Origin of the sequence: Cytophaga sp. FL35 (genome assembly GCF_014349235.1) — a bacterium.
Lineage (GTDB): Bacteria > Bacteroidota > Bacteroidia > Flavobacteriales > Flavobacteriaceae > Euzebyella.
Genome location: NZ_JACSOH010000003.1, coordinates 31,301 through 54,630, shown reverse-complemented (window position 1 = coordinate 54,630; position 23,330 = coordinate 31,301). Strand labels below are relative to the sequence as shown.

The 23,330-nt window shown below is 39.7% G+C and carries 23 protein-coding genes; 12 read left to right on the top strand and 11 right to left on the bottom strand.

What is annotated here, in order from left to right:
• Positions 1 to 4: 4 nt before the first annotated feature.
• Together BIZ36_RS02695 and BIZ36_RS02690 are read right to left on the bottom strand one after the other, a co-directional pair.
• The gene (locus BIZ36_RS02695) at positions 5 to 652 is read right to left on the bottom strand and encodes a gluconate 2-dehydrogenase subunit 3 family protein (RefSeq protein ID WP_187456326.1); all 648 of its coding nucleotides are present in this window, start codon (positions 650 to 652) and stop codon (positions 5 to 7) included.
• Positions 652 to 2,364 carry a GMC oxidoreductase gene (locus tag BIZ36_RS02690; protein ID WP_187456325.1) on the bottom strand — a complete coding sequence of 571 codons (1,713 nt, stop codon included), beginning with the start codon at positions 2,362 to 2,364 and terminating at the stop codon, positions 652 to 654. Before BIZ36_RS02690 ends, BIZ36_RS02695 begins: the two co-directional genes overlap by 1 nt.
• A 140-nt stretch (positions 2,365 to 2,504) precedes the next feature.
• Between BIZ36_RS02690 and BIZ36_RS02685 the strand changes: the two genes are divergently transcribed.
• The 4 genes from BIZ36_RS02685 (at position 2,505) to BIZ36_RS02670 (ending at position 6,413) form a co-directional block, all read left to right on the top strand.
• On the top strand, positions 2,505 to 3,500 hold the full coding sequence (locus tag BIZ36_RS02685; RefSeq protein ID WP_187456324.1) for a sugar phosphate isomerase/epimerase family protein: 996 nt from the start codon (positions 2,505 to 2,507) through the stop codon (positions 3,498 to 3,500).
• A 36-nt stretch (positions 3,501 to 3,536) separates the two neighbouring features.
• Positions 3,537 to 3,980, top strand: a complete 444-nt coding sequence (locus BIZ36_RS02680) for a DinB family protein (RefSeq protein ID WP_187456323.1) — start codon at positions 3,537 to 3,539, stop codon at positions 3,978 to 3,980.
• A 3-nt stretch (positions 3,981 to 3,983) separates the two neighbouring features.
• Positions 3,984 to 5,210 (top strand): MFS transporter, encoded by a 1,227-nt coding sequence (locus tag BIZ36_RS02675; protein ID WP_187456322.1) that lies wholly within the window; start codon positions 3,984 to 3,986, stop codon positions 5,208 to 5,210.
• 63 nt (positions 5,211 to 5,273) lie between these two features.
• Positions 5,274 to 6,413 carry a Gfo/Idh/MocA family protein gene (locus BIZ36_RS02670; protein ID WP_187456321.1) on the top strand — a complete coding sequence of 380 codons (1,140 nt, stop codon included), beginning with the start codon at positions 5,274 to 5,276 and terminating at the stop codon, positions 6,411 to 6,413.
• A gap of 60 nt (positions 6,414 to 6,473) precedes the next feature.
• Here BIZ36_RS02670 and BIZ36_RS02665 read toward each other — a convergent pair whose 3' ends face one another.
• Complete coding sequence (locus BIZ36_RS02665) at positions 6,474 to 6,938, bottom strand: ASCH domain-containing protein (RefSeq protein ID WP_187456320.1); 465 nt, start codon at positions 6,936 to 6,938, stop codon at positions 6,474 to 6,476.
• 351 nt (positions 6,939 to 7,289) lie between these two features.
• Between BIZ36_RS02665 and BIZ36_RS02660 the strand changes: the two genes are divergently transcribed.
• From BIZ36_RS02660 to nadD, 5 genes are all read left to right on the top strand, one after another.
• Positions 7,290 to 8,342 carry a sugar phosphate isomerase/epimerase family protein gene (locus BIZ36_RS02660; RefSeq protein WP_187456319.1) on the top strand — a complete coding sequence of 351 codons (1,053 nt, stop codon included), beginning with the start codon at positions 7,290 to 7,292 and terminating at the stop codon, positions 8,340 to 8,342.
• A 70-nt stretch (positions 8,343 to 8,412) separates the two neighbouring features.
• Positions 8,413 to 9,168 carry a 3-keto-disaccharide hydrolase gene (locus BIZ36_RS02655; protein WP_187456318.1) on the top strand — a complete coding sequence of 252 codons (756 nt, stop codon included), beginning with the start codon at positions 8,413 to 8,415 and terminating at the stop codon, positions 9,166 to 9,168.
• Positions 9,169 to 9,304: 136 nt separating this feature from the next.
• The gene (locus BIZ36_RS02650; protein ID WP_187456317.1) at positions 9,305 to 10,162 is read left to right on the top strand and encodes a YicC/YloC family endoribonuclease; all 858 of its coding nucleotides are present in this window, start codon (positions 9,305 to 9,307) and stop codon (positions 10,160 to 10,162) included.
• Between the two features lie 24 nt (positions 10,163 to 10,186).
• Positions 10,187 to 10,774, top strand: coding sequence for a guanylate kinase (gmk, locus tag BIZ36_RS02645; RefSeq protein ID WP_187456316.1), 588 nt, complete (start codon positions 10,187 to 10,189; stop codon positions 10,772 to 10,774).
• A 5-nt stretch (positions 10,775 to 10,779) separates the two neighbouring features.
• A complete protein-coding gene (gene nadD, locus BIZ36_RS02640; protein WP_187456315.1) occupies positions 10,780 to 11,364 on the top strand; it encodes a nicotinate (nicotinamide) nucleotide adenylyltransferase in 585 nt (194 codons plus the stop codon).
• Here nadD and BIZ36_RS02635 read toward each other — a convergent pair whose 3' ends face one another.
• Together BIZ36_RS02635 and BIZ36_RS02630 are read right to left on the bottom strand one after the other, a co-directional pair.
• Positions 11,365 to 12,312 (bottom strand): CAP domain-containing protein, encoded by a 948-nt coding sequence (locus BIZ36_RS02635; RefSeq protein WP_187456314.1) that lies wholly within the window; start codon positions 12,310 to 12,312, stop codon positions 11,365 to 11,367. It lies immediately after the preceding gene.
• Positions 12,313 to 12,416: 104 nt separating this feature from the next.
• Positions 12,417 to 14,666 (bottom strand): inorganic phosphate transporter, encoded by a 2,250-nt coding sequence (locus BIZ36_RS02630; RefSeq protein WP_187456313.1) that lies wholly within the window; start codon positions 14,664 to 14,666, stop codon positions 12,417 to 12,419.
• A 459-nt stretch (positions 14,667 to 15,125) separates the two neighbouring features.
• Between BIZ36_RS02630 and BIZ36_RS02625 the strand changes: the two genes are divergently transcribed.
• Positions 15,126 to 15,485, top strand: a complete 360-nt coding sequence (locus tag BIZ36_RS02625) for a toxin-antitoxin system YwqK family antitoxin (protein ID WP_187456312.1) — start codon at positions 15,126 to 15,128, stop codon at positions 15,483 to 15,485.
• A gap of 70 nt (positions 15,486 to 15,555) precedes the next feature.
• On the opposite strand, the gene BIZ36_RS02620 is transcribed toward BIZ36_RS02625, so the two are convergent.
• Entirely contained in the window at positions 15,556 to 15,930 is a 375-nt protein-coding gene (locus tag BIZ36_RS02620) for a carboxypeptidase-like regulatory domain-containing protein (protein ID WP_187456311.1), read from the bottom strand.
• Between the two features lie 149 nt (positions 15,931 to 16,079).
• Between BIZ36_RS02620 and dgt the strand changes: the two genes are divergently transcribed.
• Entirely contained in the window at positions 16,080 to 17,423 is a 1,344-nt protein-coding gene (gene dgt, locus BIZ36_RS02615; RefSeq protein WP_187456310.1) for a dGTP triphosphohydrolase, read from the top strand.
• Here the strand turns inward: dgt and BIZ36_RS02610 are convergent.
• Both BIZ36_RS02610 and BIZ36_RS02605 read right to left on the bottom strand, forming a co-directional pair.
• On the bottom strand, positions 17,420 to 18,598 hold the full coding sequence (locus tag BIZ36_RS02610) for a DUF3078 domain-containing protein (protein WP_187456309.1): 1,179 nt from the start codon (positions 18,596 to 18,598) through the stop codon (positions 17,420 to 17,422). The two genes, dgt and BIZ36_RS02610, sit on opposite strands and share 4 nt — an antisense overlap.
• Positions 18,576 to 20,360 (bottom strand): 1-deoxy-D-xylulose-5-phosphate synthase, encoded by a 1,785-nt coding sequence (locus BIZ36_RS02605; protein ID WP_187456308.1) that lies wholly within the window; start codon positions 20,358 to 20,360, stop codon positions 18,576 to 18,578. Before BIZ36_RS02605 ends, BIZ36_RS02610 begins: the two co-directional genes overlap by 23 nt.
• 73 nt (positions 20,361 to 20,433) lie before the next feature.
• Here BIZ36_RS02605 and BIZ36_RS02600 point away from each other — a divergent pair, with 73 nt between their 5' ends.
• The gene (locus BIZ36_RS02600) at positions 20,434 to 20,883 is read left to right on the top strand and encodes a nucleoside deaminase (RefSeq protein WP_187456307.1); all 450 of its coding nucleotides are present in this window, start codon (positions 20,434 to 20,436) and stop codon (positions 20,881 to 20,883) included.
• Positions 20,884 to 20,943: 60 nt separating this feature from the next.
• Here BIZ36_RS02600 and BIZ36_RS02595 read toward each other — a convergent pair whose 3' ends face one another.
• The 3 genes from BIZ36_RS02595 to BIZ36_RS02585 form a co-directional block, all read right to left on the bottom strand.
• Entirely contained in the window at positions 20,944 to 21,138 is a 195-nt protein-coding gene (locus BIZ36_RS02595) for a cold-shock protein (RefSeq protein WP_187456306.1), read from the bottom strand.
• A 96-nt stretch (positions 21,139 to 21,234) separates the two neighbouring features.
• Positions 21,235 to 21,486, bottom strand: a complete 252-nt coding sequence (locus BIZ36_RS02590; RefSeq protein WP_187456305.1) for a hypothetical protein — start codon at positions 21,484 to 21,486, stop codon at positions 21,235 to 21,237.
• 17 nt (positions 21,487 to 21,503) lie between these two features.
• Positions 21,504 to 23,288, bottom strand: a complete 1,785-nt coding sequence (locus tag BIZ36_RS02585) for a chloride channel protein (RefSeq protein ID WP_187456304.1) — start codon at positions 23,286 to 23,288, stop codon at positions 21,504 to 21,506.
• Positions 23,289 to 23,330: the final 42 nt, after the last annotated feature.

Below are 23,330 nucleotides of genomic sequence, written 5' to 3'. Positions count from 1 at the left end.
TGTATTACAAGGACCAAGCCTTGCCGCCAGTGAGTTCCTGTAAATCTCCGCAGGCTATAAATTCCCCTGGAACAGGTAAGTAGGCCAATACGTTCTCGCCTACATATTCTGAGGTCTTATATCCCATAATGGTTAGTCCCCTTAAATTATTGGCAAAAGCGAATCTTGAAATTCCATCGTCCAACAAAGGTTCCTTGCCTTCGGCAACTGCCTCATGGTATTGTTTAATGGCTTCAAAATTCTTGGCTTCATCCTCTTTGCTAACGCTTAATGCTTCGGCAAGTACGGGTTCAAGTTCTTCTGCAGATAGCTCGCCACCTTTTTCTTTTCCTGAGTCAATGAGCGCTTTTTCTATAAATCTGCCAATAGACATATTTACAAAATTTTGCTGCTTCTCATCCATCACTTCCAGTGCAAACCGATCTATAAATAGGTGTACCTGTGTTTCTGATGCCGATGGAGTGTCCGTCTTTGGCAAAATAATATCTACCAATTTGGTTAGTACGGCCCCTTCATCCTTGGAAAAGAAGTCTGGTGTCCATTCAAATGACGGTTCTTGCTTACAGCTTTGAACTATACTTATAAGTGTTGGGGTGGCAACGGTATACCCAAGGGCCAACCCCATGTTTCTAAGTGCTTTTCTTCTATCCATTATATGTTTCCTTTTTTAAGTTCGCTTACCGCGTGGTTGGCAGCCCTTGCGGTGAAAGCCATATAGGTTAAAGATGGGTTGACACAACTGGCAGAGGTCATAAAAGAACCATCTGTTACATAAACGTTTGGTACATCATGTAATTGATTGTTTCCGTTTAGTACGGATGTTCTTCTATCACGCCCCATACGGGCAGTTCCCATTTCGTGAATTCCAAGACCTAGTCCTGTAGGACCATCGTGTCCTTTTACATCTTTAAAGCCTGCTTTTTCCAACATCTCCACTGCAGAAGCCTGCATATCCTTACGCATGTTGAATTCGTTTTCTTGTAGATCGGCATCAAAGGTTACGGTAGGCAGACCCCATTGGTCTAATTTTTCATAATCCAAAGTGAATCTGTTATCCTGGTAAGGAAGAACTTCTCCAAAACCACCGATTCCCATTCTCCAACCACCTGGTTTAAGGATACTTTCCTTTAAATCTTTACCATAAGCTAGTTCCGCAACGGTTTCTTCCCAGTCTCCCCTGCTGGCACCACCTTGGTACCCAAAGCCACGCTTATAGTCCTTTCTGTCCGAAGCACCACCAAGGTTTCTAAACCTAGGAATATAAACACCGTTGGGTCTTCTACCTTTATAGTACTTGTCCTCAAAACCTTCAAAACTACCGCTGGCCCCTACTCCTAAGTGGTGGTCCATGATATTACGACCTAACTGATCGGAATCATTACCCATTCCATTAGGGAAACGATCGGACTTGGATTGCATTAATATGGAGGTTGATGCAATAGCAGATGCACAAAGGAATATTACCTTGGCCTTAAATTCATAATGTTCCTTGGTGACCCTATCTATTACCTTTACGCCCGTAGCTTTTTTCGTATCGGGGTCATACATCACTTCGTGAACGATAGAATCTGGTCTTAAAGTCATATTTCCGGTAGCTTCCGCCGCAGGAAGGGTAGAGGATAAACTACTGAAATACCCACCAAAAGGACAACCTCTAATACATCTGTTCCTAAACTGGCACTTGGTTCTTCCGTCAAATGTTTTGTCTCCGGTAATGTGGGCTACACGACCAACGGTTACTGCGCGACCATCAAAAGATTCGGTTACCTTGCTCTTAAAATGTTCTTCTACACAGTTAAGGTCCATTGCCGGTAGAAAATCACTGTCCGGTAATTGAGGAAGATTAAGGGATTCCCCACTTACTCCAATATAATTTTCTACTTTGGAATACCAAGGGGCAATATCCTTGTACCTTACCGGCCAATCTACGGCAATGCCTTCTCTCTGGTTGGCAGAAAAATCAATGTCGCTCCAACGGTAACTTTGACGCCCCCATTGCAACGATCTACCACCCACATGATACCCACGCATCCAATCAAAACGTCTTATCTCGTTGTAAGGGTGCTCCAAATCGTTCACAAACCACATATGGCTCGCTTGGCTTGTAGTATAGCCAGTTCTATGTTGCTTTTGCTGTTTTGCAATGATTTCCTGTGTAGCCTTTCCGGCATTAGGAAAATCCCAGGGGTCTTTGTTCGCGGTTTCGTAGTCTTCAATATGCTTTACCATTCTTCCTCGTTCCAAAACCAGGGTCTTGAGTCCGTTTTCACAAAGTTCCTTTGCGGCCCAACCACCACTGATTCCGGTACCTACCACAATGGCATCGTACGAATCGCTTTCTTCGTTGTAATAAAATTTACTCATCTACAGAATTGTTTAGTCCCTAAATTTATTAAATATTAAATTAATTTTCTACATTTATTCGCCGTATACCTTAATGGAATCGCATATTCGTGCGTAAATTAACTCCAAATACTTCTAAAACAACAAACTAATCCAAATTAATGAAAAGACGTAAGTTTATTGCCAATAGTTCTAAAGCAGGTGCTGCATTATCGATTATGGGTATTTATGCCTGTAAGGAAACCAAGAAAAAAGAAGAAGGTGCTGCTGATACCGCTGAGATGCCTGAAACCGCGGCCGAACCTTTTTTCAAGCTTTCTTTAGCCCAATGGTCCATACACAAAATGATTCGTGAAGATGGCGTAGACCCTTATACGTTTGCGGAAAAGGCAAAGAATTGGGGCTTTACCGGTCTAGAATATGTGTCTCAATTATACAACCCTGAATTGGAAAAAGCAGGCTATTCCGAAGAGGCTATGGCAGCTTTTGTCGAGAAGTGCAATGCAGAGGCAGAAAAACATGGAATGGAAAATGTGTTGATCATGATCGATGGTCAAGGAAATCTGGCGGTAACTGATGAAGCAGAAAGAAACGAGACAATAGAAAAACACAAAAAATGGGTAGATGCTGCGGCTGCCATGGGTTGCCATGCGATAAGGGTAAACCTTAACGGTAGCAATGATCCTGAAGAGTGGATAGCCAATTCTGTAGACGGACTCACCAAATTGAGTACGTATGCGAAAACAAAGAATATAAATGTTTTGGTGGAGAACCACGGCGGACTTTCATCTAACGGGGCACTTCATGCCCAGGTAATGGAGAAAGTTGAATTGGATAATTGTGGGACGCTCCCAGATTTTGGCAATTTCTGTATCAAGCGTAAAGAAGGTACATGGGATTGCGCCGAAATGTATGATATATACAAGGGTGTGGAAGAGCTTATGCCACATGCAAAGGCGGTTAGTGCCAAATCCCATGATTTTGATGCAGAAGGCAACGAAACCGAAATAGATTATGTGAAAATGCTCAAAATTGTAAAAGATCATGGCTACACCGGTTATATAGGAGTTGAGTATGAGGGTAGCGAGTTGGATGAGGAAGCCGGTATTTTGGCCACAAAGGAATTGTTGATTGAAGCTTCCAAGAAATTAGGCTAGTTTCTATTTGTGAAAAAATCGCATTGACGTACATAAGTGAAAACTTTTTTTAACCAACTTTTTGATTACAATTTCTTTTGTAACAAAAAACTCATTGCTTATTGTAATGAACTTGACTCCGTGCCCGTAAAGAGCAAGGAGCTGTTTAGCCATGTACTTAACGCACACCACATTTGGAATGCTAGATTGAGGGAAGAAAAAAGTGCATTTAATGTATTTGATATTCATGAACCCAATACTTGGGAAGAAATTCATTATGAAAATCAACGCGCCACTTTTGATATCACTTCCCATACGGATAACTTTGAGAAGCGCATAAGCTATGAAAGTTCTGAGGGCAGGTTATTTGCCAATACCATACAGGATGTATTATTTCACATCATTAATCATTCTGCCCATCACCGGGGTCAAATATTGATGGATTTAAGGCAAAATGGTATAGAACCTTTGGCCTTGGATTATATTTTCTATAAGCGTTAACCCATGAGTACAAACATACGGATCCAACTTTCCTTGATGATGTTTCTTGAATTCTTCATCTGGGGAAGTTGGTTCGTAACCCTGGGAATCTATTTACCTAATACTTTAGACTCAAATGGGTCTCAAATAGCATTGGCCTATTCTACCCAATCTTGGGGAGCTATTCTTTCACCGTTTATTATTGGATTAATTGCAGACCGGTTTTTTAATGCCGAAAGAATTCTGGGGTCGGTCCATCTGGTGGGCGCAATATTAATGTTCATGCTATACCGGGCCAATAGCTTTGAGGAATTTTTCCCTTATTTGCTGGTTTACATGATTTTGTACATGTCTACCTTGGCATTGGTCAATTCTGTTTCTTTTGGGCAAATGAAGGATCCCGCAAAAGAGTTCTCCTTTGTACGGGTTTTTGGTACCGCTGGATGGATTACGGCAGGCCTATTGATCAGTTTATTGAATTGGGATTCCCAAGGAGGAATTTCAGAAGGGCTGTTACGCAATACATTTTTAATGGCTGCTGTCTCCTCGGCTATTCTAGGATTGTTCAGTTTTACCTTGCCAAAAACGCCACCTAAGGCCAGTAGTTCTAAAAAGGTTTCTCTTAAGGAATTGCTAGGTTTGGATGCCTTGGCGTTGTTAAAGGACAGAAATTTTCTGGTATTTTTTCTGGCCTCTGTTTTTATATGTGTGCCATTGGCATTCTATTACCAACATGCCGGTCAATTTTTAGGCGAAATTGGTGTTTCCAATCCAGCAGGTAAAATGACGGTTGGTCAAGTATCCGAAATATTGTTCCTTCTTTTATTACCCTACTTTTTTAAGCGATTTGGTTTTAAAATGACCATTTTGGTGGCTATGTTGGCTTGGGGATTACGATATTTATTTTTTGCATTTGCCAGTAATGGCGATATGCCGTTTGTGCTTCTTTTGGGAATTGCCCTTCATGGAATCTGCTATGATTTTTTCTTTGTTTCGGGTCAGATTTATACCGATAGCAAAGCAGGGACAGCGTTTAAAAGTTCAGCACAAGGTTTGATCACATTGGCCACTTATGGGGTGGGCATGCTTATAGGCTTTTGGATTGCTGGTATCATCACGGACAACTATTTGGTAACAGAAAATGTGCATGATTGGCGGTCTATCTGGTACTATCCGGCCTCTTTTGCCTTCATTGTCATGATTCTATACCTTATTCTGTTCAAAAATGAAAAAATAGCCTTTAAATCGTAGCTATTTTATTAAATTGTTACCCTTAATTCAAATACAACTTTTCAATCATTAAATAGGATTACAATGCCAAAGAAAATCAGATTAGGAATTTTGGGAGGTGGTGGTGACTCGTTAATTGGAGTTTTACACCGTGTGGCTTCCCATATCAATGATAACTATCAAATCGTAGGGGCTGTTTTTAACCCGGATTTTGAGCAGAATATGGCTTTTGCCAAAGAAATAGATGTGCCTACCAATAGGATATACAAGGATTTTGATACCATGGTAGAAGAAGAGCTAAAGCTGCCTGTGGATGAGCGAATTCAAGTTTGCTCCGTACTTACGCCCAATTTCCTTCACTTCCCTATGGCCAAAAAGTTGTTGGATAACGGTTTTCACGTTATTTGTGAAAAGCCAATGACCACCACACTGGAAGAGGCGAAAATTTTGCAGGAGGCGCATCAAAAATCAGGATCTATATTCGCTCTTACACATACCTATACCGGTTACCCAATGGTACGTCAAATGAAGGAAATGATCAAGCAGGGAGCCTTAGGAAAAATCCACAAAGTGGACGCTAGGTATTACCAAGGATGGATCAATCCAATCATCCACGATAAGGAAAAGAGATCAAGCGTTTGGAGGCTAGACCCTAAAAAGGCCGGTATTAGCTCTTGTATGGGTGATATTGGTGTTCATGCCTTTAATATGGTTGAATACACTACCGGGCTAGAGGTAAAGTCTCTTCTTTGCGACTTTAATTACCTATATGAAGATAACCAGATGGATGTGGATGGTACAGTCCTTATCCGTATGGGGGACCACGTTAAAGGGGTTATAAGGGGTAGTCAAGTTGCAACTGGAGAAGAAAATGGTTTGGCCATTGCCATTTATGGTGAAAAAGCTTCCTTTAGATGGGAGCAGGAGAAACCTAATTTCTTGTATATGATGAGCGATACGGAGCCTACCAAAGTATACAAACCGGGTCATTCCTATAATAGTGAGTTTTCTCTAGACGGTACAAAATTACCTGCCGGACATCCAGAAGGGATTTTTGATTCTATGGCTAACATTTACCTGGGTGTGGCTAGGGCCATTCGTGGAGAAGAGCAACAAGATGGATCTTACCCAACCATGAAGGACGGAGTGCGAGGCATGAACTTTATTGAAGCCACGGTAGAATCCCATAAAAATGGAAATACCTGGGTAGAACTTGAAGAGTAGACCCTTTAAAGTGAATTTTATAAGTAAATCCCTGAGACCGAACGAGGTTTCAGGGATTTTTTATCGCTCGAATACTTTCTCAAATTCTTGGCAGACCACGATCATACTATTGTTGGGTTTGCGGCCATAGGGTTGTAGGGTTTTAGTATAGTAATCCCAATGGGATTTTTTCCAATAAGCAAGACTTTTATCCCCTTCACCCTCTACTTTTGCATAATACTCATCAATACTAAAAAAGGGTTTTAGCCTAACGGAAGTGGTCCTTACCAAGCATTGGGCCTCACCTTCCCAATTTGTCACTATCATAAAGTCCCCTATTTTCGGTAAGGGCTCTTTACTTAGTTGTAATTCCAGTAAGCATGGAGAGGTAGCTTTTTTAATTCCTTTTTTTACCAACAAGGCGCACTCATTGGCATCCTGTTCATTATTACAAAAATGAACTACTTTTGGAGCCTCTGTAAAGGCATATTCCAAGTGCTGGTCTAAATAGTCGCCCCAAAGATGTCTTGCCGAAGTATTTTCCATAGAACAGTAGTTTTTAGTGAGAAAACCGCTTAAAGTTCATATCCAACTAAAAATATAAGTTTAAATAATTTGACGAAAATTAACTATTGGATATATGACCTTGTTTTTCCGTTAATTATCAGATAAGCGAAATCATATCTTTGAGCAGCTGGCATAAAATCAACAAAACCTTTTGCTTCAAAAGTGTAATGCACGTCAATTATCTTGTGTTAATCCTAAGGGATTCCCTATATTTATGACTTCCCATTTTTTATGTATAAATGGTGAAAGATTAAGAAATAAATATAAGTCATATTTGCCAATTTAGGAGGTAAATTAAGAGATGTATAGTAAGAACAAACAACACTAATAATGAAAACAATTAAAGGACCGGCCGTCTTTTTGGCCCAATTCGTAGACAATAAGGCACCCTTCAATTCTTTGGATGGAATGTGTAAATGGGCAGCAGACCTCGGTTATAAAGGTATTCAAATACCTACTTGGGAAAAGTTTTTAATCGATTTGGACAAGGCGGCAGAGAGCCAAGATTATTGCGATGAGTTAAAAGGAAAGGTGAATTCATACGGACTTGAAATCACTGAGCTGTCCACCCATTTACAGGGACAATTGGTGGCGGTACACCCTGCCTACGATCTTATGTTCGATAATTTTGCGCCGGATGCCGTTAAGAACAATCCAAAGGCAAGAACAGAATGGGCCGTTGACGTGGTAAAAAAAGCGGCAACTGCCAGTAGAAGATTGGGGATTACGGCTCACGCTACATTTTCTGGCGCACTTCTTTGGCATACGTGGCATCCTTGGCCACAGCGTCCTGCAGGATTGGTAGAAATGGGTTTTGAAGAATTGGCAAAAAGGTGGATGCCTATTCTTAACCATTTTGATGAAGAGGGCGTAGACGTATGTTATGAAATTCACCCAGGAGAAGATCTGCATGATGGCGATACTTTTGAACGCTTCTTAGAAGCTACCGGTAACCATAAGAGAGTAAATATCCTCTATGATCCAAGTCACTTTGTGCTTCAGCAATTGGACTATATCACTTACATAGACCATTACCATGAGTTCATAAAATCATTTCATGTTAAGGATTCTGAATTTAACCCGACCGGAAAGAAAGGAGCTTTTGGAGGATATAATGATTGGGGGCAAAGAGCCGGGCGTTACCGTTCTTTAGGTGACGGACAAATAGATTTTAAGACCATTTTCTCCAAACTTACCCAATACGGTTGTGACGTATGGGCGGTGATGGAATGGGAATGTTGTATCAAAAGTCCGGAACAAGGAGCTAGGGAAGGTGCCAAGTTCATTCAGGACCACATTATTGAGGCCACGGAAAAAACATTTGATGATTTTGCCGGGGCTGAAATAGATAAAGAGATGCTAAAGAAAATATTGGGAACATAAATCTTAAGGGGGCTATTTGCCCCCTTTACTTATATATCAAATTCAAACAACTAATTAACACCAAAAATCAATGAAAAAATTAACCCTAGTGGCGTGCATTGCCTTATCAACAATGGCATGCAAGGAAAAGGCTGAGAAGAAAGCAGAAATGACCGCCGAAAGTACCGAGATTGAAATAAAGGAAGAAAAATTGAACACAGAGTGGATTACTTTGTTCGATGGCACTTCTTTTGATGGATGGAAGGTATATGGAAAGGATAGCGTTTCCGAAAACTGGAAATTGGAAGATGGCGCCATGGTTTACTATCCGCCCAGTGAAAAAAAGAAAGGTGAGTTACACGATTTGGTGACTGAGAAAGAATACACAGATTTTGTTCTTTCTTTGGATTGGAAAATTTCCGAAGGTGGAAATAGCGGCGTTTTTTGGGGAGTTAACGAAAGTGTAGGTCAGTCCGTACCCTACGCAACCGGTCCTGAAGTACAGGTGCTGGACAACGAAAGGCACCCCGATGCCAAGGCTGGTAAATCGCATCAGGCCGGAGCACTTTATGATATGGTTGAACCATCTAAAGATGTAGCCAAGCCAGCCGGTGAATGGAATACCATGGTCATTACTGTCAACCATAAAGAAGAAAAAGGTAGTGTTGAGCTCAATGGTACTAAAGTTGTAGAATTTCCCGTGGGTAATGAGGCTTGGGACCAAATGGTATCTAAAAGTAAGTTTAACGGCTGGGAACATTTTGGAAAGTACCACACCGGTAAAATTGGGCTGCAGGACCATAACGACAAAGTGTTTTATAAAAACATAAAAATAAAGCAACTTTAAGTTAATGATTTGATGCCGCTATTACAAAATAGCGGCATTATTGTATTCATTAGTTAAGAGTTGAAAGGAACTGTATGAACGAAGTTTATAGTACTAAGCTTAATTCAGTTACCTTTGCCAAAATACAGTAGTTTCTATGATTCAATCCATGACCGGTTTCGGTAAGCACGTAATTCAGCTGCCTTCCAAAAAAATTACGGTAGAGCTTAAATCACTCAATAGCAAAAATCTGGACCTGAACGCTAGAATGCCTTCTAGCTATAGGGAAAAGGAATTGGAATTACGTAAAGTTATCGCCAGCTCCTTGGTTAGGGGTAAGGTAGATTTTGGGCTCTATGTGGAATTTACAGGGGAAGAAACTTCGGCAGAAGTAAACAGACCCGCCGTAGAGAATTACATGAGTCAATTAAGGGAAATTGCTGCCGGGGATGAGCTACGATTATTGGATATGGCCCTAAGGATGCCAGATGCCTTAAAAACGGACAGGGAGGATATTGATGAAGAGGAGTATGAACATATAAAGGAAGCAGTGACCCAGGCACTAAAGGAAATCAATCTTTTTCGTTCAGAGGAGGGCCAAGTTCTGGAAAATGACTTTGTTCAACGGATAGAAACTTTACAGCAACTTCTAAAAAGCGTGGAGCAAATGGATCCTGAAAGACAGTCTGATGTTCGGGAGCGCCTTAAAAAAGCTGTATCTGACCTACAAACAGATGTGGATGCCAATAGGTTTGAACAGGAGCTTATCTATTATTTGGAAAAATATGATATTACGGAAGAAAAGGTAAGATTGGCGAACCACCTGAAATATTTTTCAAGCACCTTGAGCTCTGCGGATTCCAATGGAAAGAAGCTGGGCTTTATTTCTCAGGAAATTGGCAGGGAAATAAATACCATAGGTTCCAAGGCCAACTATGCGCCAATGCAACAGCTGGTGGTTCAAATGAAGGACGAGTTGGAAAAAATCAAGGAGCAAATGCTCAACGTGCTTTAAGTTTAAGAAAGAATACTAGTATAAATGAAAGGCGGCAAACTTATTATTTTCTCGGCACCTTCAGGAAGTGGAAAAACCACCATTGTAAGACATTTATTGGATAAACCGGAACTCAACTTGGCATTTTCGGTTTCCGCAACGTCCAGACCTCGCAGACCAAAGGAGAAACAAGGGGAGCACTATTATTTTATGTCTATTTCCGAGTTTAAAAATCATATTAGGAACGATGATTTTTTAGAATGGGAGGAAGTTTATAGAGATAACTTCTATGGTACCTTAAAATCTGAAATAGAACGTCTTTGGGCCGAAGGAAAAAATGTCATCTTTGATATTGACGTGGCAGGAGGCCTTCGTATTAAAAGGAAATTTCCTGATGTTACCTTGGCAGTTTTTGTGAAACCCCCAAGTATAGACGAGTTAAAAATACGTCTAAAAAAGAGGAGTACGGAAAGTGAGGATAAAATAAACATGCGAATCGCAAAGGCGTCTGTAGAGTTGGCCACAGCCCCACAGTTTGATAAGGTCATCAAGAATTACGATTTGGATACGGCGTTAAAGGAAGCCTACGATTTGGTGGCGGGTTACGTAATCGAAAACTCAGAAGAGGAGTAATATAAATGAAGAAGGTAGGCTTGTACTTTGGTACGTTCAACCCCATTCATATTGGGCATCTGGTCATTGCCAACCACATGGCCGAATACTCCCATTTGGATGAAGTTTGGTTTGTTGTTACACCTTTAAGTCCATTTAAAAAGAAAAAATCCCTGTTGGCCAATAACCATAGGTATGAGATGGTTTATCAAGCGACCAAGGACTACCCAAAATTAAAACCAAGTAAGATTGAGTTCAATTTGCCTCAACCAAATTATACGGTAAATACCTTGGCCCATCTAGATGAAAAGTATGCTGACCAATATTCGTTCTGTTTGATTATGGGCGAGGACAACCTTAAGGGGTTTCATAAATGGAAAAACTACGAGGTTATTCTAGAAAATTATGATTTATTTGTCTACCCCAGAATATCCGAAGGAAAAGTAGAGCATCAATTTAAAGACCATCCTAAAGTGCATAGGGTAGATGCACCAATTATGGAAATTTCATCCACATTTATTCGAAATTCGCATAAGGAAGGCAAAAATATTAGACCCCTGTTGCCTCAGGAGGTTTGGTTATATATGGATGAAATGAACTTTTACCGGTAATTAGTTTCTTGCGTCAAAAATGATTACTTCATAGGTGTAATCAATACTTATTTCATTGACCACCACATTTTCTAGAGTCACTTCCACAATGGTATCGGAATCCATGGTAGATGTATTTATATTGGGTACCCAAACGATGGTTCTATCTCCGAATGAGTTGGATAGTTCTTCGGTTTCCAGAGAAATGGTACCACCACTTTTGTATTTCATTTTTACGTTTGTCTGGGTAAAATCTGCATTATGGATAGAGAATGACCATCTTGGGAACGTTACCTGTTTAGGAATGTAGCCTTGAGGTGGCCAAGCAATAAATTCCGGTGCATCTTGTGGTCGAGGGCCCGCATTACCTATCACCCATAGTGCATTGTAACGATTGGTGTTACCAATACCCATTTCTTGTAGTCTGGGCCAAAGAAGCCATCTTCTATGTCCTACAGGTCCGTTACTGGCGCCATGGTCCCTAATATAGGAATCAATTGCCGAGGCTCCATCTATAGAAGTTAAGAGGGAATTTGCCGCAGCATCACTGCCATCCTCCGTATAACATTTCCACGAGTTAGGAGGAAAATGTTCCAAAGCCCCGTTAGCATGCATCATTAGGGCCGCTTCTTGGGCTTTTTGAGACTTATTTGTGTTCTCTTCAATAACATTATTTAATCCTGCTGCTTTTCTATAATAATCCAACCGCAATAATATTTTGTCTTTTGTGTCTTGAGGAACCGTACCCGGTGTACAAGAGGGTTCATTGCCCGTCCAAGATACATCCGAAGAACTATTCGCAGAGGCTAAATAATAGTCTTGGTAGAGTTGAAGTGCAGAATTTCGGGCACTTTCATCAATATTAATGGAAAGCTGTTCTTCACTCTCTATGGAAGTATCGCTTTTTTCACAACTTGATAGCAATAAGGCACCACCAAAAACAATGGATAGATAAATGGAAAAACGCATGTAGTAAAGATTTGGGTCTTACTACCTAACGTTGCTTTTAGCTTTTGCTGATATTTTTTCGATAAAGTGAGCTGTCTTTTCTTTCTGAACACAGTCCAAAAGAACTAGACTTTTACGTTTGCATGCTCATCATAAGTCTCCAACAGGTTCATGGTGGCCACTAATAAATCTTTTGTCTCAAGCAAAAGACTAAAGTAAAGTGCAGTGTTTTTGGGGCTTGATTCGTCTGCCCTTGTGCGTTCCACCTGCTTTTGGATTTTTAGGTCCAATTTTTGAAAAAGTTCCTGTTTATTTACGATGAGTTCTGTAAGTTTTAAGAAATCCTTTTTCTCGAAAATGTCTTTTATTTCGCCAAAAAGGTCATCAATATACCCATCGGTTTCTTTTAAGTCCTTTATCTGGTTAAAACGTAATTTTTTATGATTGTTATGAACGTGTTTATATCCAGCCTTGGCGATGTATTCCAGAGACTGGGTCATGTCCTGTAGGTAACTTAGGATAGTAATGTAAAAATTACTGGTCCCTACACTGGATTCGTCCAGATTTTTGATAAAATAGAAAATATTGTCCCTTAGACCCTCTACTTCCTTATCCAGCTTGGCAATTCCCTTTTTACTCTTTTTTAAGGTATCAATATCATGCTTGGCCAAACCATCAATACTCTGCGTATAAATTTTATTGGCTCTATTAATTGCCAAAGCTATGTTGGATGAGCTTTCTTCAATAACCCCAATAATAGAGTTGCTCTCTGCTTTTTCCAGTTTTTCCTCAAGCTTGGTCTCTTTCATTTTTTTAGAGTGGGTGAGGTAGTTTTTTCCTATCAGCAAGAATGCCAAGATGAGCAAAATTCCAATAGCCCAAACTCCGCCTAAATGAATAACATACGCTATAATTGCCGCGGCCGTAAACGCACTTATGGCAGTAAAGAACCACCCGCCAATTACATTAAGTACCCCGGCTACACGATAAACAGCACTTTCAGGACCCCAAGCCCTGTCCGCTAAGGAAGAGCCCATTGCCACCATAAAGGTCACATAGGTTGTGGATAGTGGTAATTTCATGGAGGTTGCCAATGAAATCAAAACACTGGCCACCATAAGATTAACGGCGGCTCTAACATAATCAAATGCCGGAAGGTCTTGGATTCTACTTTTGGGAATGTAGACATACGGTTTTTCAAACTGCTTGTCCATTTTTTTTACCCATCCTGCGGGAATAACCCCCATGACGTTTTCTGAGGCCTTGATAGTATATTTTACGATTTGTCTGGAGAGGAAATTAGGTTGAAAACGTTCGTCACCCTCATCCTGTCTTGAAAGGTCTACACTGGTCTTGACTACATTTCTAGCCTTTGAAGAAAACCAAAGGGTAATGACCATGACAATCCCTGAAAATAGCAACAAATAAGTAGGCGTCTGTACGGCTGAAGCCAACCCTTCCATAGTGTATTCGGTTGCAGGAATTCCAGATTCGCTCCATGCAGTATAAGAAGCAAGGGCAGCTAAAGGAACACCAATAAAATTCACCAAGTCATTACCTGCAAATGCCATGGCAAGTGCAAATGTTCCCAAAACTATGACCACTACATAAACATTCCATTTGAAAATGGTGGTAACCAAAAGGGAGAAGAGGGTCCAAAAAACAAAGTTCATTAGAAGAAATATCTCTGGATTTTCTCCAATGAAAGCCAAGGTTTCCGGAGTGAAAATGGCTGCACTTTTAAGGCCCTTAACTATAATAAAATAGATAATTGAGGTTACTGCAAATCCACCAAATATGGCACTTACCCACTTAGGTTTTTGATCGAACTTAAATGAGATAAGAAGTCGGGAAACAAATTGAACCAACGCTCCAATGGTAAAAGCTATGACCACCGAAAGTAGAATGCCCAGGATGATTTCAGTTGCTTTATCGGTATTGATATAGGAGCCTAAATCCCCAAGTGAATCATCATTGCTAAAAATTTTTACGATTGAAATGGCTACAGCAGCCCCTAAAAGCTCAAATACGATGGAAACCGTTGTTGAGGTGGGCATTCCCAAAGTATTGAAAAAATCCAAGAGTAAAATGTCAGTAATCATAACGGCCATAAAGACAATCATGATTTCCGAAAAAACAAATTGTTCCGGATTAAAAATACCCTTACGGGCCACTTCCATCATACCACTCGAGGACATTGCCCCAAAAGCAATACCTACACTGGCAACAATCATTATGGTTTTAAAGGAAATAGCCTTTGAGCCTATGGCAGAATTAAGAAAATTCACCGCGTCATTACTAACTCCAACAACTAAATCTGTTATGGCAAGCACTGCTAATGCCACAATCATGAATAGATATAAACTTTCGCCCATTAATCTTTAAAATATGCACAAAAATGCCACTATAAATTAGCAATTAGGTTAACATAAAGTTATGAAGTGTTTATATGCTGCCCTAATTGAGAATCCTTTATAAAATAAGTAACATCTTATTCTAAGTCTAAATATAAATGAATTTTGATAAAAAGAGGAGAGCCTTGATATGGCTGTCCTATTGGGTTTTCCTGTAAATGAAGAGCTTGGCAGCTGTATAGCAATTCTGTTCCCCAGTAAAAGGAAGGAATATTTTTAGTGGATTAGCGCAATAAAGGAACAAAATTTTCGTTTCCTATGTAAATTTAATGTTAAGCAATAATGATTTTAATGTAAAATTATTGTAACTTTGAATCAACTTCTGCTCTAAAACCGAATGTTTAAAGATTGGGATTTAATGAGTGTTGAAAGTTTTGGATGATCCATCAAAATTTTATTAAAGAAACAAAATAAGGAGATATGAAACATACAATCGTTTTAATTGCAATGGCTTTAACCTTAAGTGTTGGCTACGCACAAAAAGAGAAAGAGGTAAAACTAAATACGGAAACCAATCTTATTGAAGCTACTTATTTTCATGATAACGGAGAAATAAGTCAACAAGGAACTTTTGATTTGAATGGTAAGCTGCATGGGGATTGGTTAAAGTACAATGACGAAGGGGATTTAATTTCAGAGGGAAGATATAATCGAGGAATTAGAACCGGAAAATGGAGATTTATCAGTAACGGAGTTGTAAAGGAAGTAGAGTTTGATAACAATGCAATTGCCAGTGTTACCGATAAAGGCAACAAATCTTCTCTGGTTTCTAAAGATTAGAGGAAAATAAATTACATAGCATAAAAAAAGCAACGCTTCTGCGTTGCTTTTTTTATGCTTGCCATTTTAACTATTTACCTGCAAAGGCAGTTTTCTTGGTACTCGTTAGTGTTTGCACCTCTTCTAAACTCATTTGTTTAGCATGCAGACCTTCTTGAATATAAATGGTTTCACTATCCACCACCTCAATAGGTAAGGATATGGTAGAATAACCCAAGGAGCTTATTTCTATGGTATAGTTGCCTGGGGTAATATGCTCCAATTCAAAATTTCCGTTGAAATTGGTCTCAGTGGACCAATTGGTTCCTTCAATTTCAACCAAGGCAAACATTAGGGGTTCGCCGCCCATTTCCATATCCGTAATATTTCCTTTAACGCTCCCTTCGGATTGAGCGTAGGCCCCTGTACCTATAAGGAGACAAAAAAGAAGAAGTAATTTGTTCATTTTTTTCTTTTTGCAAAGAAAAAAATCCAATGTAAAGTTTAGGTTACCAGTATTTTAAAACAAAGCACAATTAACGTTAACTTTTGCTGTGCCGTATGCTGTGAACGGTACACGCCAAATGACGTATCTTGCAGGCATAATCAGTAGATATGGAATGGGAAAAACTTTTGTCGTTAAAAAGACAGGGCGATACCTTGAAAAGGTTGCGAAAGGAACAAGACGAGACGCGATTGGGTTTTGAGGTGGACTATGACCGGATTATATTCTCCAGTGCCTTCAGAAGTCTTCAAGATAAAACACAGGTCATACCGCTTTCCAATACTGATTTTGTGCACACACGGCTTACGCATAGCTTAGAGGTTTCCGTTGTGGGGCGCAGTTTAGGAAGAATCGCTGGAAAGAAAATTTTGGAAAAGCATCCGCATCTGGCCCAAGTACATGGGTACCGATTTAATGATTTTGGTGCCATTGTTGCCGCGGCAGCTCTTTCACATGATATTGGGAACCCTCCTTTTGGGCATAGTGGGGAGAAGGCCATAGGGGAATTTTTTAAGACTGGAAAGGGGTTAATATACCAATCATTATTATCTAAAAAAGAGTATCAGGATTTAATTGATTTTGAAGGCAATGCCAATGGGTATAGGCTGCTAACCCAATCCAAAAAAGGGGTTGAGGGTGGTTTAAGACTTAGTTATGGCACATTGGGGGCGTTTATGAAGTATCCTAAGGAATCGTTGCCCAAAAAGCCGAGCCAACATATTTCCGATAAGAAGTTTGGTTTTTTTCAATCTGATAAGGAGACCTTTTGTCAAGTGGCGGAGGAGTTAGGTTTATTGCAAACCAGAAAAGGAGAATCCGTTTCCTATTCTCGCCATCCACTCACATATTTGGTTGAAGCCGCAGATGACATTTGCTATACTATAATCGATTTTGAGGATGGCATTAATCTGGGACTAATTTCAGAGGACTACGCTTTGGAATACCTAATAAAATTGGTAAAGGATAACATTAATACCAAAAAGTATAATTCTTTGGCATTCAAGGAAGATAGGCTAAGCTACTTACGGGCACTTGCTATAAGTACTTTAATTTCCGATGCGGTAGACGTTTTTATAGAAAATGAGGAAGCTATCTTGAATGGCGAATTTTCCGTCTCACTTTTGGATAAAAGTAGGTATGAAGCGCAAATATCGGATATTATTTCCTTGAGCGTTGAAAAAATATATCGTTCACAGGAAGTCATTGAAAAAGAAATAGCCGGTTATAAAATTATTTCGGATATCCTTGAAGTTTACACCCAGGCTTTATTACGGCAAAGAGAGGGAATAGCCGGAAATTATGACGAACTCATGATTACCACACTTCCGGAATGCTATCAAAATACCGAAACCTCCGTTTACGAAGTATTGTTAAACACTTGCTGCTATGTGGCAAGTTTATCTGATCGGTCTGCCGTTCACATTCATAATAAAATTATGGGCAAGCAGCTCTAAAAGGCATAACTTACCCCAACGCCTAGCAGTTGTTTAAATTGAATTTTTGGCCTTCCGGGATTGGTAACTATACCCTCTTCATTGGTCTGTTCATCAAAGAGAATATCGTCGTCATAAATTATATGTGTACCAATGGAGGTCAAAATATACTTATTCACCCTTAAATCTATGGTCATTTCCCAGTCTACATCAATATTCCCAAAATTCCGGAGATAGTCCGTGTATAGTGATAATCGGTTTTTAAGATTGGTGTTTTTCATGAGCACGGTCTGCCATTGATTGGTGACCAAAAAACCAAATTCTATTTGGGTCCTTTTGCCCTCTTCTATAATATTTCCTTCGGCATCCGTAACCGCTTTTTGAACACCAAACGCTCCTTTATTTGCCAATTCCTCATCCAACACAAACGTAACCTTCTGTGTAAAAGGGGATATGTAGAGGTTGAATCGTTGATCTTTGGTGATGTATGAAGTACCTGCACCAAGAAAGGAATATCCCGGAGCCATAAATCGTGAGATGGGATTGTCCCTGTTAGGATATTTATAACCGTTGGAGAATTGGGTGTTAAAATTCGCCTTGACGGAATAATACCAGTTGCTGATGGTGTCTCGCTGAAAACCAAAAGTGGAACTCACCCTAAAGGAATCATCGGTCTTTCTTATTTTTTGGTTCTCCTGAATATTGAGGCCATAACTCATTTCCATATAGTTGTCCCACTGAATATACCGAAACTTATAATTTCTTTCAAACTTGGCTTTTCCCAAGGCCGAAATGGAGTTGTTACCACCGGCATTCCAGTTTACAAAGGCTACCTCGCTAAAATTAATACCAAGTTGGTTTACATTGGTCCAAAAGGAGGGAACTTTAAAATTATTAGGTTTATCTCCCAAGGCCTTTGTGCGTTTAAATGAAATAACGGGATTCATTAAATCGACACTCCTTGGTATATTTTTAATTTTTTCCTGTGTTTTTCTGATTACTACGGTGTCTACAATGGTTGTATCTATGACAATACTGTCCAGCTCTATTTCCGGGATTATAATAGCAATGGAATCCGTCTTTTGAGAAGGTTGGGCATTGGGTATGGAATCGTTTTCTTGTGCTGAAAGATGAAAGATTCCCAGACAAAATAGAAAAATGCTGAACAAATAGCTAAGATGGTGGTTGTGGCGCATGGAGGAGATTATTTAGTTGGATTGTTATAGTGTTGGTGTCAATCTTTGAAAGCTGATGGAGTTCTTCAATGGTGCCGTGGCCCATAAACCTGTCTTCAACTCCCATAATGTGAATTTTGTGCGAAAAGCCTACTTCATTGGCATACTCTAAAATTGCCGATCCAAAACCTCCAAGTTTGCAACCGTCCTCAAGGGTAATAATGGTATCAAAGGAGGAAAAAATGTAATCGAGCGTTTTTATGTCCAAAGGTTTTACAAAACGCATGTTGTAATGCGCTACCTTTTCAGGAGCGATACATTGTTCTATAGCAACGGCAGCTGCATTTCCTATATGACCTATAGAAAGGACTGAAAGTTTCGTTCCTTTTTTTATTCTCTTGGCTGTACCGATTGTTATTTTTTGGAACGGGGTTTTCCAATTTAGGGTAACACCCCTTCCTCTAGGATAGCGTATGGCAATAGGACGGTCAAGACCTAATTGTGCAGTGTACATTATATTTCGCAGCTCCATCTCGTTCATGGGCGCAAAAATAATAAGGTTGGGCACACAGCGCAAATAGGCGATATCAAAAATGCCATGATGCGTTGGTCCGTCTTCCCCTACCAATCCGGCCCTATCCAAACAAAAAATAACCGGTAGTTTTTGAATTGCCACGTCATGGATTATCTGATCATAGGCACGTTGTAAAAACGTGGAATAGACGTTACAAAAAACTTGTAAACCCTCAGCAGCCATACCTGCTGCCAAAGTTACGGCGTGTTGTTCTGCAATTCCTACATCTATGGCCCTGTCAGGAATTTGCTCCATCATTATTTTAAGGGAACTTCCCGTGGGCATTGCCGGAGTTATGCCAATAATGTTTTGGTTGGTTTGGGCCAATTCAACAATGGAATGACCAAAAACATCTTGGTATTTTGGAGGAATATTGGTGTTCTCTCCTTTTTGGCGTTCCCCTGTTATTCTATCAAATTTACCTGGGGCATGGTACGTTACTTGGTCTTCTTCCGCTTTTTGTAACCCCTTCCCCTTGGTGGTAATCACGTGGAGTAATTTTGGCCCTTTAATACCTTTAAGACGCTGCAATTCTTCAACCAGCGCTTTTAAATTGTGACCGTCTATGGGACCGGAGTAATCAAAATTTAGACATTCAAAAATGTTCTCTTCTTTGGCCGTTCCCTTTTTTACATTGGTGAGGTATTTTTTAAGAGCCCCAACGCTAGGGTCTATACCAATAGCATTGTCGTTTAGGATTATCAGTACATTGGCGTCGGTCACACCGGCATGATTTAACCCTTCAAATGCCATTCCACTGGCAATGGAGGCATCACCAATAATTGCAATATGGTGTTGGTTCGTTGTACCCTTAAGACTGGAGGCCAAAGCCATTCCTAAAATTGCTGAAATAGATGTAGAGCTATGACCCGTACCAAATACATCATATTCACTCTCCTCCATTTTAGGAAAGCCACTTATGCCACCAAGTTGTCTATTGGTGTGAAATGTATCTTTTCTACCGGTCAGTATTTTATGTCCATAGGCTTGGTGCCCAACGTCCCAAATAATCTTATCATAAGGAGTGTTGAAAACATAGTGTAGGGCTATGGTCAATTCTACCACACCTAGGCTGGCGCCTAAATGACCTTCTTTTGTGGAAATTATATCAATTATAAACTCACGAAGCTCTTTGGCAAGAAGAGGTAAATCTCCTATTGAAAGTTCGCGAAGATCTTTAGGGTATTGAATTTTACTTAATTGGCCCATTTACGGGCGTAAATGTACATTAAAACAGTTTTTAGTTTCCTTAAACAAATGTCAAAAATTGTACATTTAGACCATGCTTCAACCTTTTGATGATACTTATTTTATGAAAAAGGCCCTTCAAGAGGCCGAAATTGCCTACGAAATGGGCGAGGTACCTGTAGGGGCTGTAATTGTGGTGCAAAATAGGATCATCGCAAGAGCGCATAATCTTACGGAAAAATTACACGATGTTACGGCACATGCCGAAATGCAGGCCATAACCGCAGCTGCCAATTTTTTAGGCGGTAAATATTTACATGATTGTACGTTGTATGTAACTCTAGAACCTTGCCAAATGTGTGGTGGGGCACTATTTTGGAGTCAAATAAGTAAGGTGGTATATGGGGCTTCAGATCCTCAAAGGGGATTTAAGGCCATGGGAACACAATTGCACCCAAAAACAAAGATTGTCAGTGGTGTTTTAAAAGATGATTGTAGTGAAATCATTAAAAGATTTTTTATTGCTAAACGCAACTTTAATTAATCGATATAAAAAACCCCTGCATTTGCAAGGGTTCATTTTGTAAGCACGTTAAGTTGATGATTATCCTACTACTTGTATTTGAGCGGCTACCATTCCTTTTCTGCCTTCTTCTTCTACATATTCTACTTTGTCCCCTTCGTTAAGCGCTGTACCTTTTAACGCTGTAGCGTGAACAAAAATGTCTTTGCCCGTGTCATCGTTGGTAATGAAGCCGTATCCTTTGGATTCATTAAAAAATTTTACTGTACCAGTCATGCCAATAATAATTAGTTGATAAATTGTTTGTTAGTCTAAAAGTATGAATTTTTTGGACAGACTGTATTTAAATTCAAAGAGAAATATAAATGAATTTTATTGATTTTCAGGGTTTTCACTTGTTTCTTCCCGCATTTTTCTAATATTTTCTTCGGATAGCATATAATCTTTCATTTTTTTACCTCTACTGTATTTGATTAAAAAAAGCGGCATTGCCACTAGAAAAATACCTACGGTTCCAAATCCAATACATTTACTGCCTAAGAGAACTTCCTCTTCTTGGATGTGAAAGCCGTAAAGAATTGATGCGAAAGAAGCAAGGAGTACAAAAAGGATTATATTTTTCATATATACTGTATTGGGAGTTATCGTGTAAAATTAATCAGCTCTCTTCTGTAGGCCGTCAAAAGCTTTGATTTGGATACAAAGCCTGCATATTTACCATTTTTGATGACCGGTAAATTCCATGCGCCGCTATTTTGAAATTTTTGCATTACACTCTTCATGCTATCTTTTTCGTAGAAAATGTGTTCCGGAGCGTTATGCATAAAGGTTTCAACTTTGGTGCTGTTGTAAAGTCCCGTATCGAACATGAATTCACGTATATCGTCCAATAGAACAATGCCTACAAGGGCGTGCTCTTTGTTAACGACAGGAAAAATATTTCTGGCTGATTTGGCTACCGATTCATGAAGCATTTCTCCCAAAGTCATTTCTGGATAGACTATTTTAAAGTTGGTTTCCAATACGTCTTCCAATTGCATTAAGGTCAATACAGATTGATCCTTATTGTGTGTAAGAAGAGCTCCACTTTTTGCAAGTTCCCTTGTGTAAATGGTGTAATCAATGGCATTTCTTGTGATAAGATAAGAAATGGATGCTGTAATCATGAGCGGAACAAATAATTCATAGCCACCGGTAATTTCGGCAATGAGAAAAATAGCGGTCAATGGGGCATGTAAAACCCCTGCTATTAAACCAGCCATGCCAATTAAGGTAAAATTACTTTCCGATACCGCAAAACCCAATCCGCTATTATTAATGACTTTGGCCATTACGTTGCCCAACGCACTTCCCATAACCATTGTTGGGATAAAAATTCCTCCTGCACCACCTGCCGCCAAGGTGGTGGTCATGGCTACAGCCTTAAAAATGGTAATGCCGAATAAGAGAGCTATCACTACCCAAATATTGGAAATATAGGAGTCAAAAGGGGTTTTGCCCAGGGCCTCGGTATGGTTGCCATCTAATAGGTTATTGATAAAACCAAATCCTTCCCCGTACAACGGGGGGATGAAGTACAGCATAGTTCCAATGGCAAGTCCGCCCACCAATAGTTTGTATTTGGGACTTTTTAGAGGTTCAAAAAGTTTTAAAATACCAAAATACATTCGGGTGAAATAAATGGATGCGAAAGCTGTTCCCACACCTAAAATGATATAGAAGAGCGTGTCCTTTACTTCAAAATTTTGAGTAATGGTAAATTTAAAAAGCACTTCATTGCCTAAAAAAAAGTACGAGGTTAGAACTCCAGAAATAGAAGCCAAAAGTAGGGGTAAAGCGGAAAGCATGGTAAAATCCAAGCTAAAGACTTCAATGGCAAAAACAATCGCTGCAATGGGGGATTGAAAAATAGACGCGATGGCTCCTGCAGATGCACAAGCAATCAAAAGTGATCTAGTCTTTGAATTAATATGGAAGAACTTTCCCAAATTGGAGCTAATAGCTGCCCCCGATGCAACCGCGGGCCCCAATAGACCGGTAGAACCTCCAAATCCAATGGTTAGAGGGGCGGCGATTAATTGTGTATATATGTGTTTAGGTTCAATTACCCCCTTTTTTTTGGAAAGGGAAAAAAGGATGGAACTTACCGCATGCCCCAGCTTTTCTTTATGGATAAATTTCACATATAGAAATACCAAGGTTAAGCCTATAATTGGTAATATGAAGTATATTCCATTATTGGAAATCAGAACTCCCTTTTCCAAGGAAGCTTCAATAAAATATACAATGTTCTTTAGGGTCACGGAAGCCAAGCCGGCCAAAAGGCCTACCAAAACACTCATGATGTGTGTGAATGTCTTATTGGAGATGTGCTTATATCTCCATTTTAGAAACTTGGTAGCTAATTGTTTTATTCGGCTGGGCATTCCATTATTGTTACCTTAATTAAAGGTATGAAAATTCCCTGC

Coding starts and splice junctions, on each gene's coding strand:
- BIZ36_RS02695 (WP_187456326.1), bottom strand. CDS start 652: ATGGATAGAAGAAAAGCACTTAGAAACATGGGGTTGGCCCTTGGGTAT.
- BIZ36_RS02690 (WP_187456325.1), bottom strand. CDS start 2,364: ATGAGTAAATTTTATTACAACGAAGAAAGCGATTCGTACGATGCCATT.
- BIZ36_RS02685 (WP_187456324.1), top strand. CDS start 2,505: ATGAAAAGACGTAAGTTTATTGCCAATAGTTCTAAAGCAGGTGCTGCA.
- BIZ36_RS02675 (WP_187456322.1), top strand. CDS start 3,984: ATGAGTACAAACATACGGATCCAACTTTCCTTGATGATGTTTCTTGAA.
- BIZ36_RS02670 (WP_187456321.1), top strand. CDS start 5,274: ATGCCAAAGAAAATCAGATTAGGAATTTTGGGAGGTGGTGGTGACTCG.
- BIZ36_RS02665 (WP_187456320.1), bottom strand. CDS start 6,938: ATGGAAAATACTTCGGCAAGACATCTTTGGGGCGACTATTTAGACCAG.
- BIZ36_RS02660 (WP_187456319.1), top strand. CDS start 7,290: ATGAAAACAATTAAAGGACCGGCCGTCTTTTTGGCCCAATTCGTAGAC.
- BIZ36_RS02655 (WP_187456318.1), top strand. CDS start 8,413: ATGAAAAAATTAACCCTAGTGGCGTGCATTGCCTTATCAACAATGGCA.
- BIZ36_RS02650 (WP_187456317.1), top strand. CDS start 9,305: ATGATTCAATCCATGACCGGTTTCGGTAAGCACGTAATTCAGCTGCCT.
- gmk (WP_187456316.1), top strand. CDS start 10,187: ATGAAAGGCGGCAAACTTATTATTTTCTCGGCACCTTCAGGAAGTGGA.
- nadD (WP_187456315.1), top strand. CDS start 10,780: ATGAAGAAGGTAGGCTTGTACTTTGGTACGTTCAACCCCATTCATATT.
- BIZ36_RS02635 (WP_187456314.1), bottom strand. CDS start 12,312: ATGCGTTTTTCCATTTATCTATCCATTGTTTTTGGTGGTGCCTTATTG.
- BIZ36_RS02630 (WP_187456313.1), bottom strand. CDS start 14,666: ATGGGCGAAAGTTTATATCTATTCATGATTGTGGCATTAGCAGTGCTT.
- BIZ36_RS02625 (WP_187456312.1), top strand. CDS start 15,126: ATGAAACATACAATCGTTTTAATTGCAATGGCTTTAACCTTAAGTGTT.
- BIZ36_RS02620 (WP_187456311.1), bottom strand. CDS start 15,930: ATGAACAAATTACTTCTTCTTTTTTGTCTCCTTATAGGTACAGGGGCC.
- dgt (WP_187456310.1), top strand. CDS start 16,080: ATGGAATGGGAAAAACTTTTGTCGTTAAAAAGACAGGGCGATACCTTG.
- BIZ36_RS02610 (WP_187456309.1), bottom strand. CDS start 18,598: ATGCGCCACAACCACCATCTTAGCTATTTGTTCAGCATTTTTCTATTT.
- BIZ36_RS02605 (WP_187456308.1), bottom strand. CDS start 20,360: ATGGGCCAATTAAGTAAAATTCAATACCCTAAAGATCTTCGCGAACTT.
- BIZ36_RS02600 (WP_187456307.1), top strand. CDS start 20,434: ATGCTTCAACCTTTTGATGATACTTATTTTATGAAAAAGGCCCTTCAA.
- BIZ36_RS02595 (WP_187456306.1), bottom strand. CDS start 21,138: ATGACTGGTACAGTAAAATTTTTTAATGAATCCAAAGGATACGGCTTC.
- BIZ36_RS02590 (WP_187456305.1), bottom strand. CDS start 21,486: ATGAAAAATATAATCCTTTTTGTACTCCTTGCTTCTTTCGCATCAATT.
- BIZ36_RS02585 (WP_187456304.1), bottom strand. CDS start 23,288: ATGCCCAGCCGAATAAAACAATTAGCTACCAAGTTTCTAAAATGGAGA.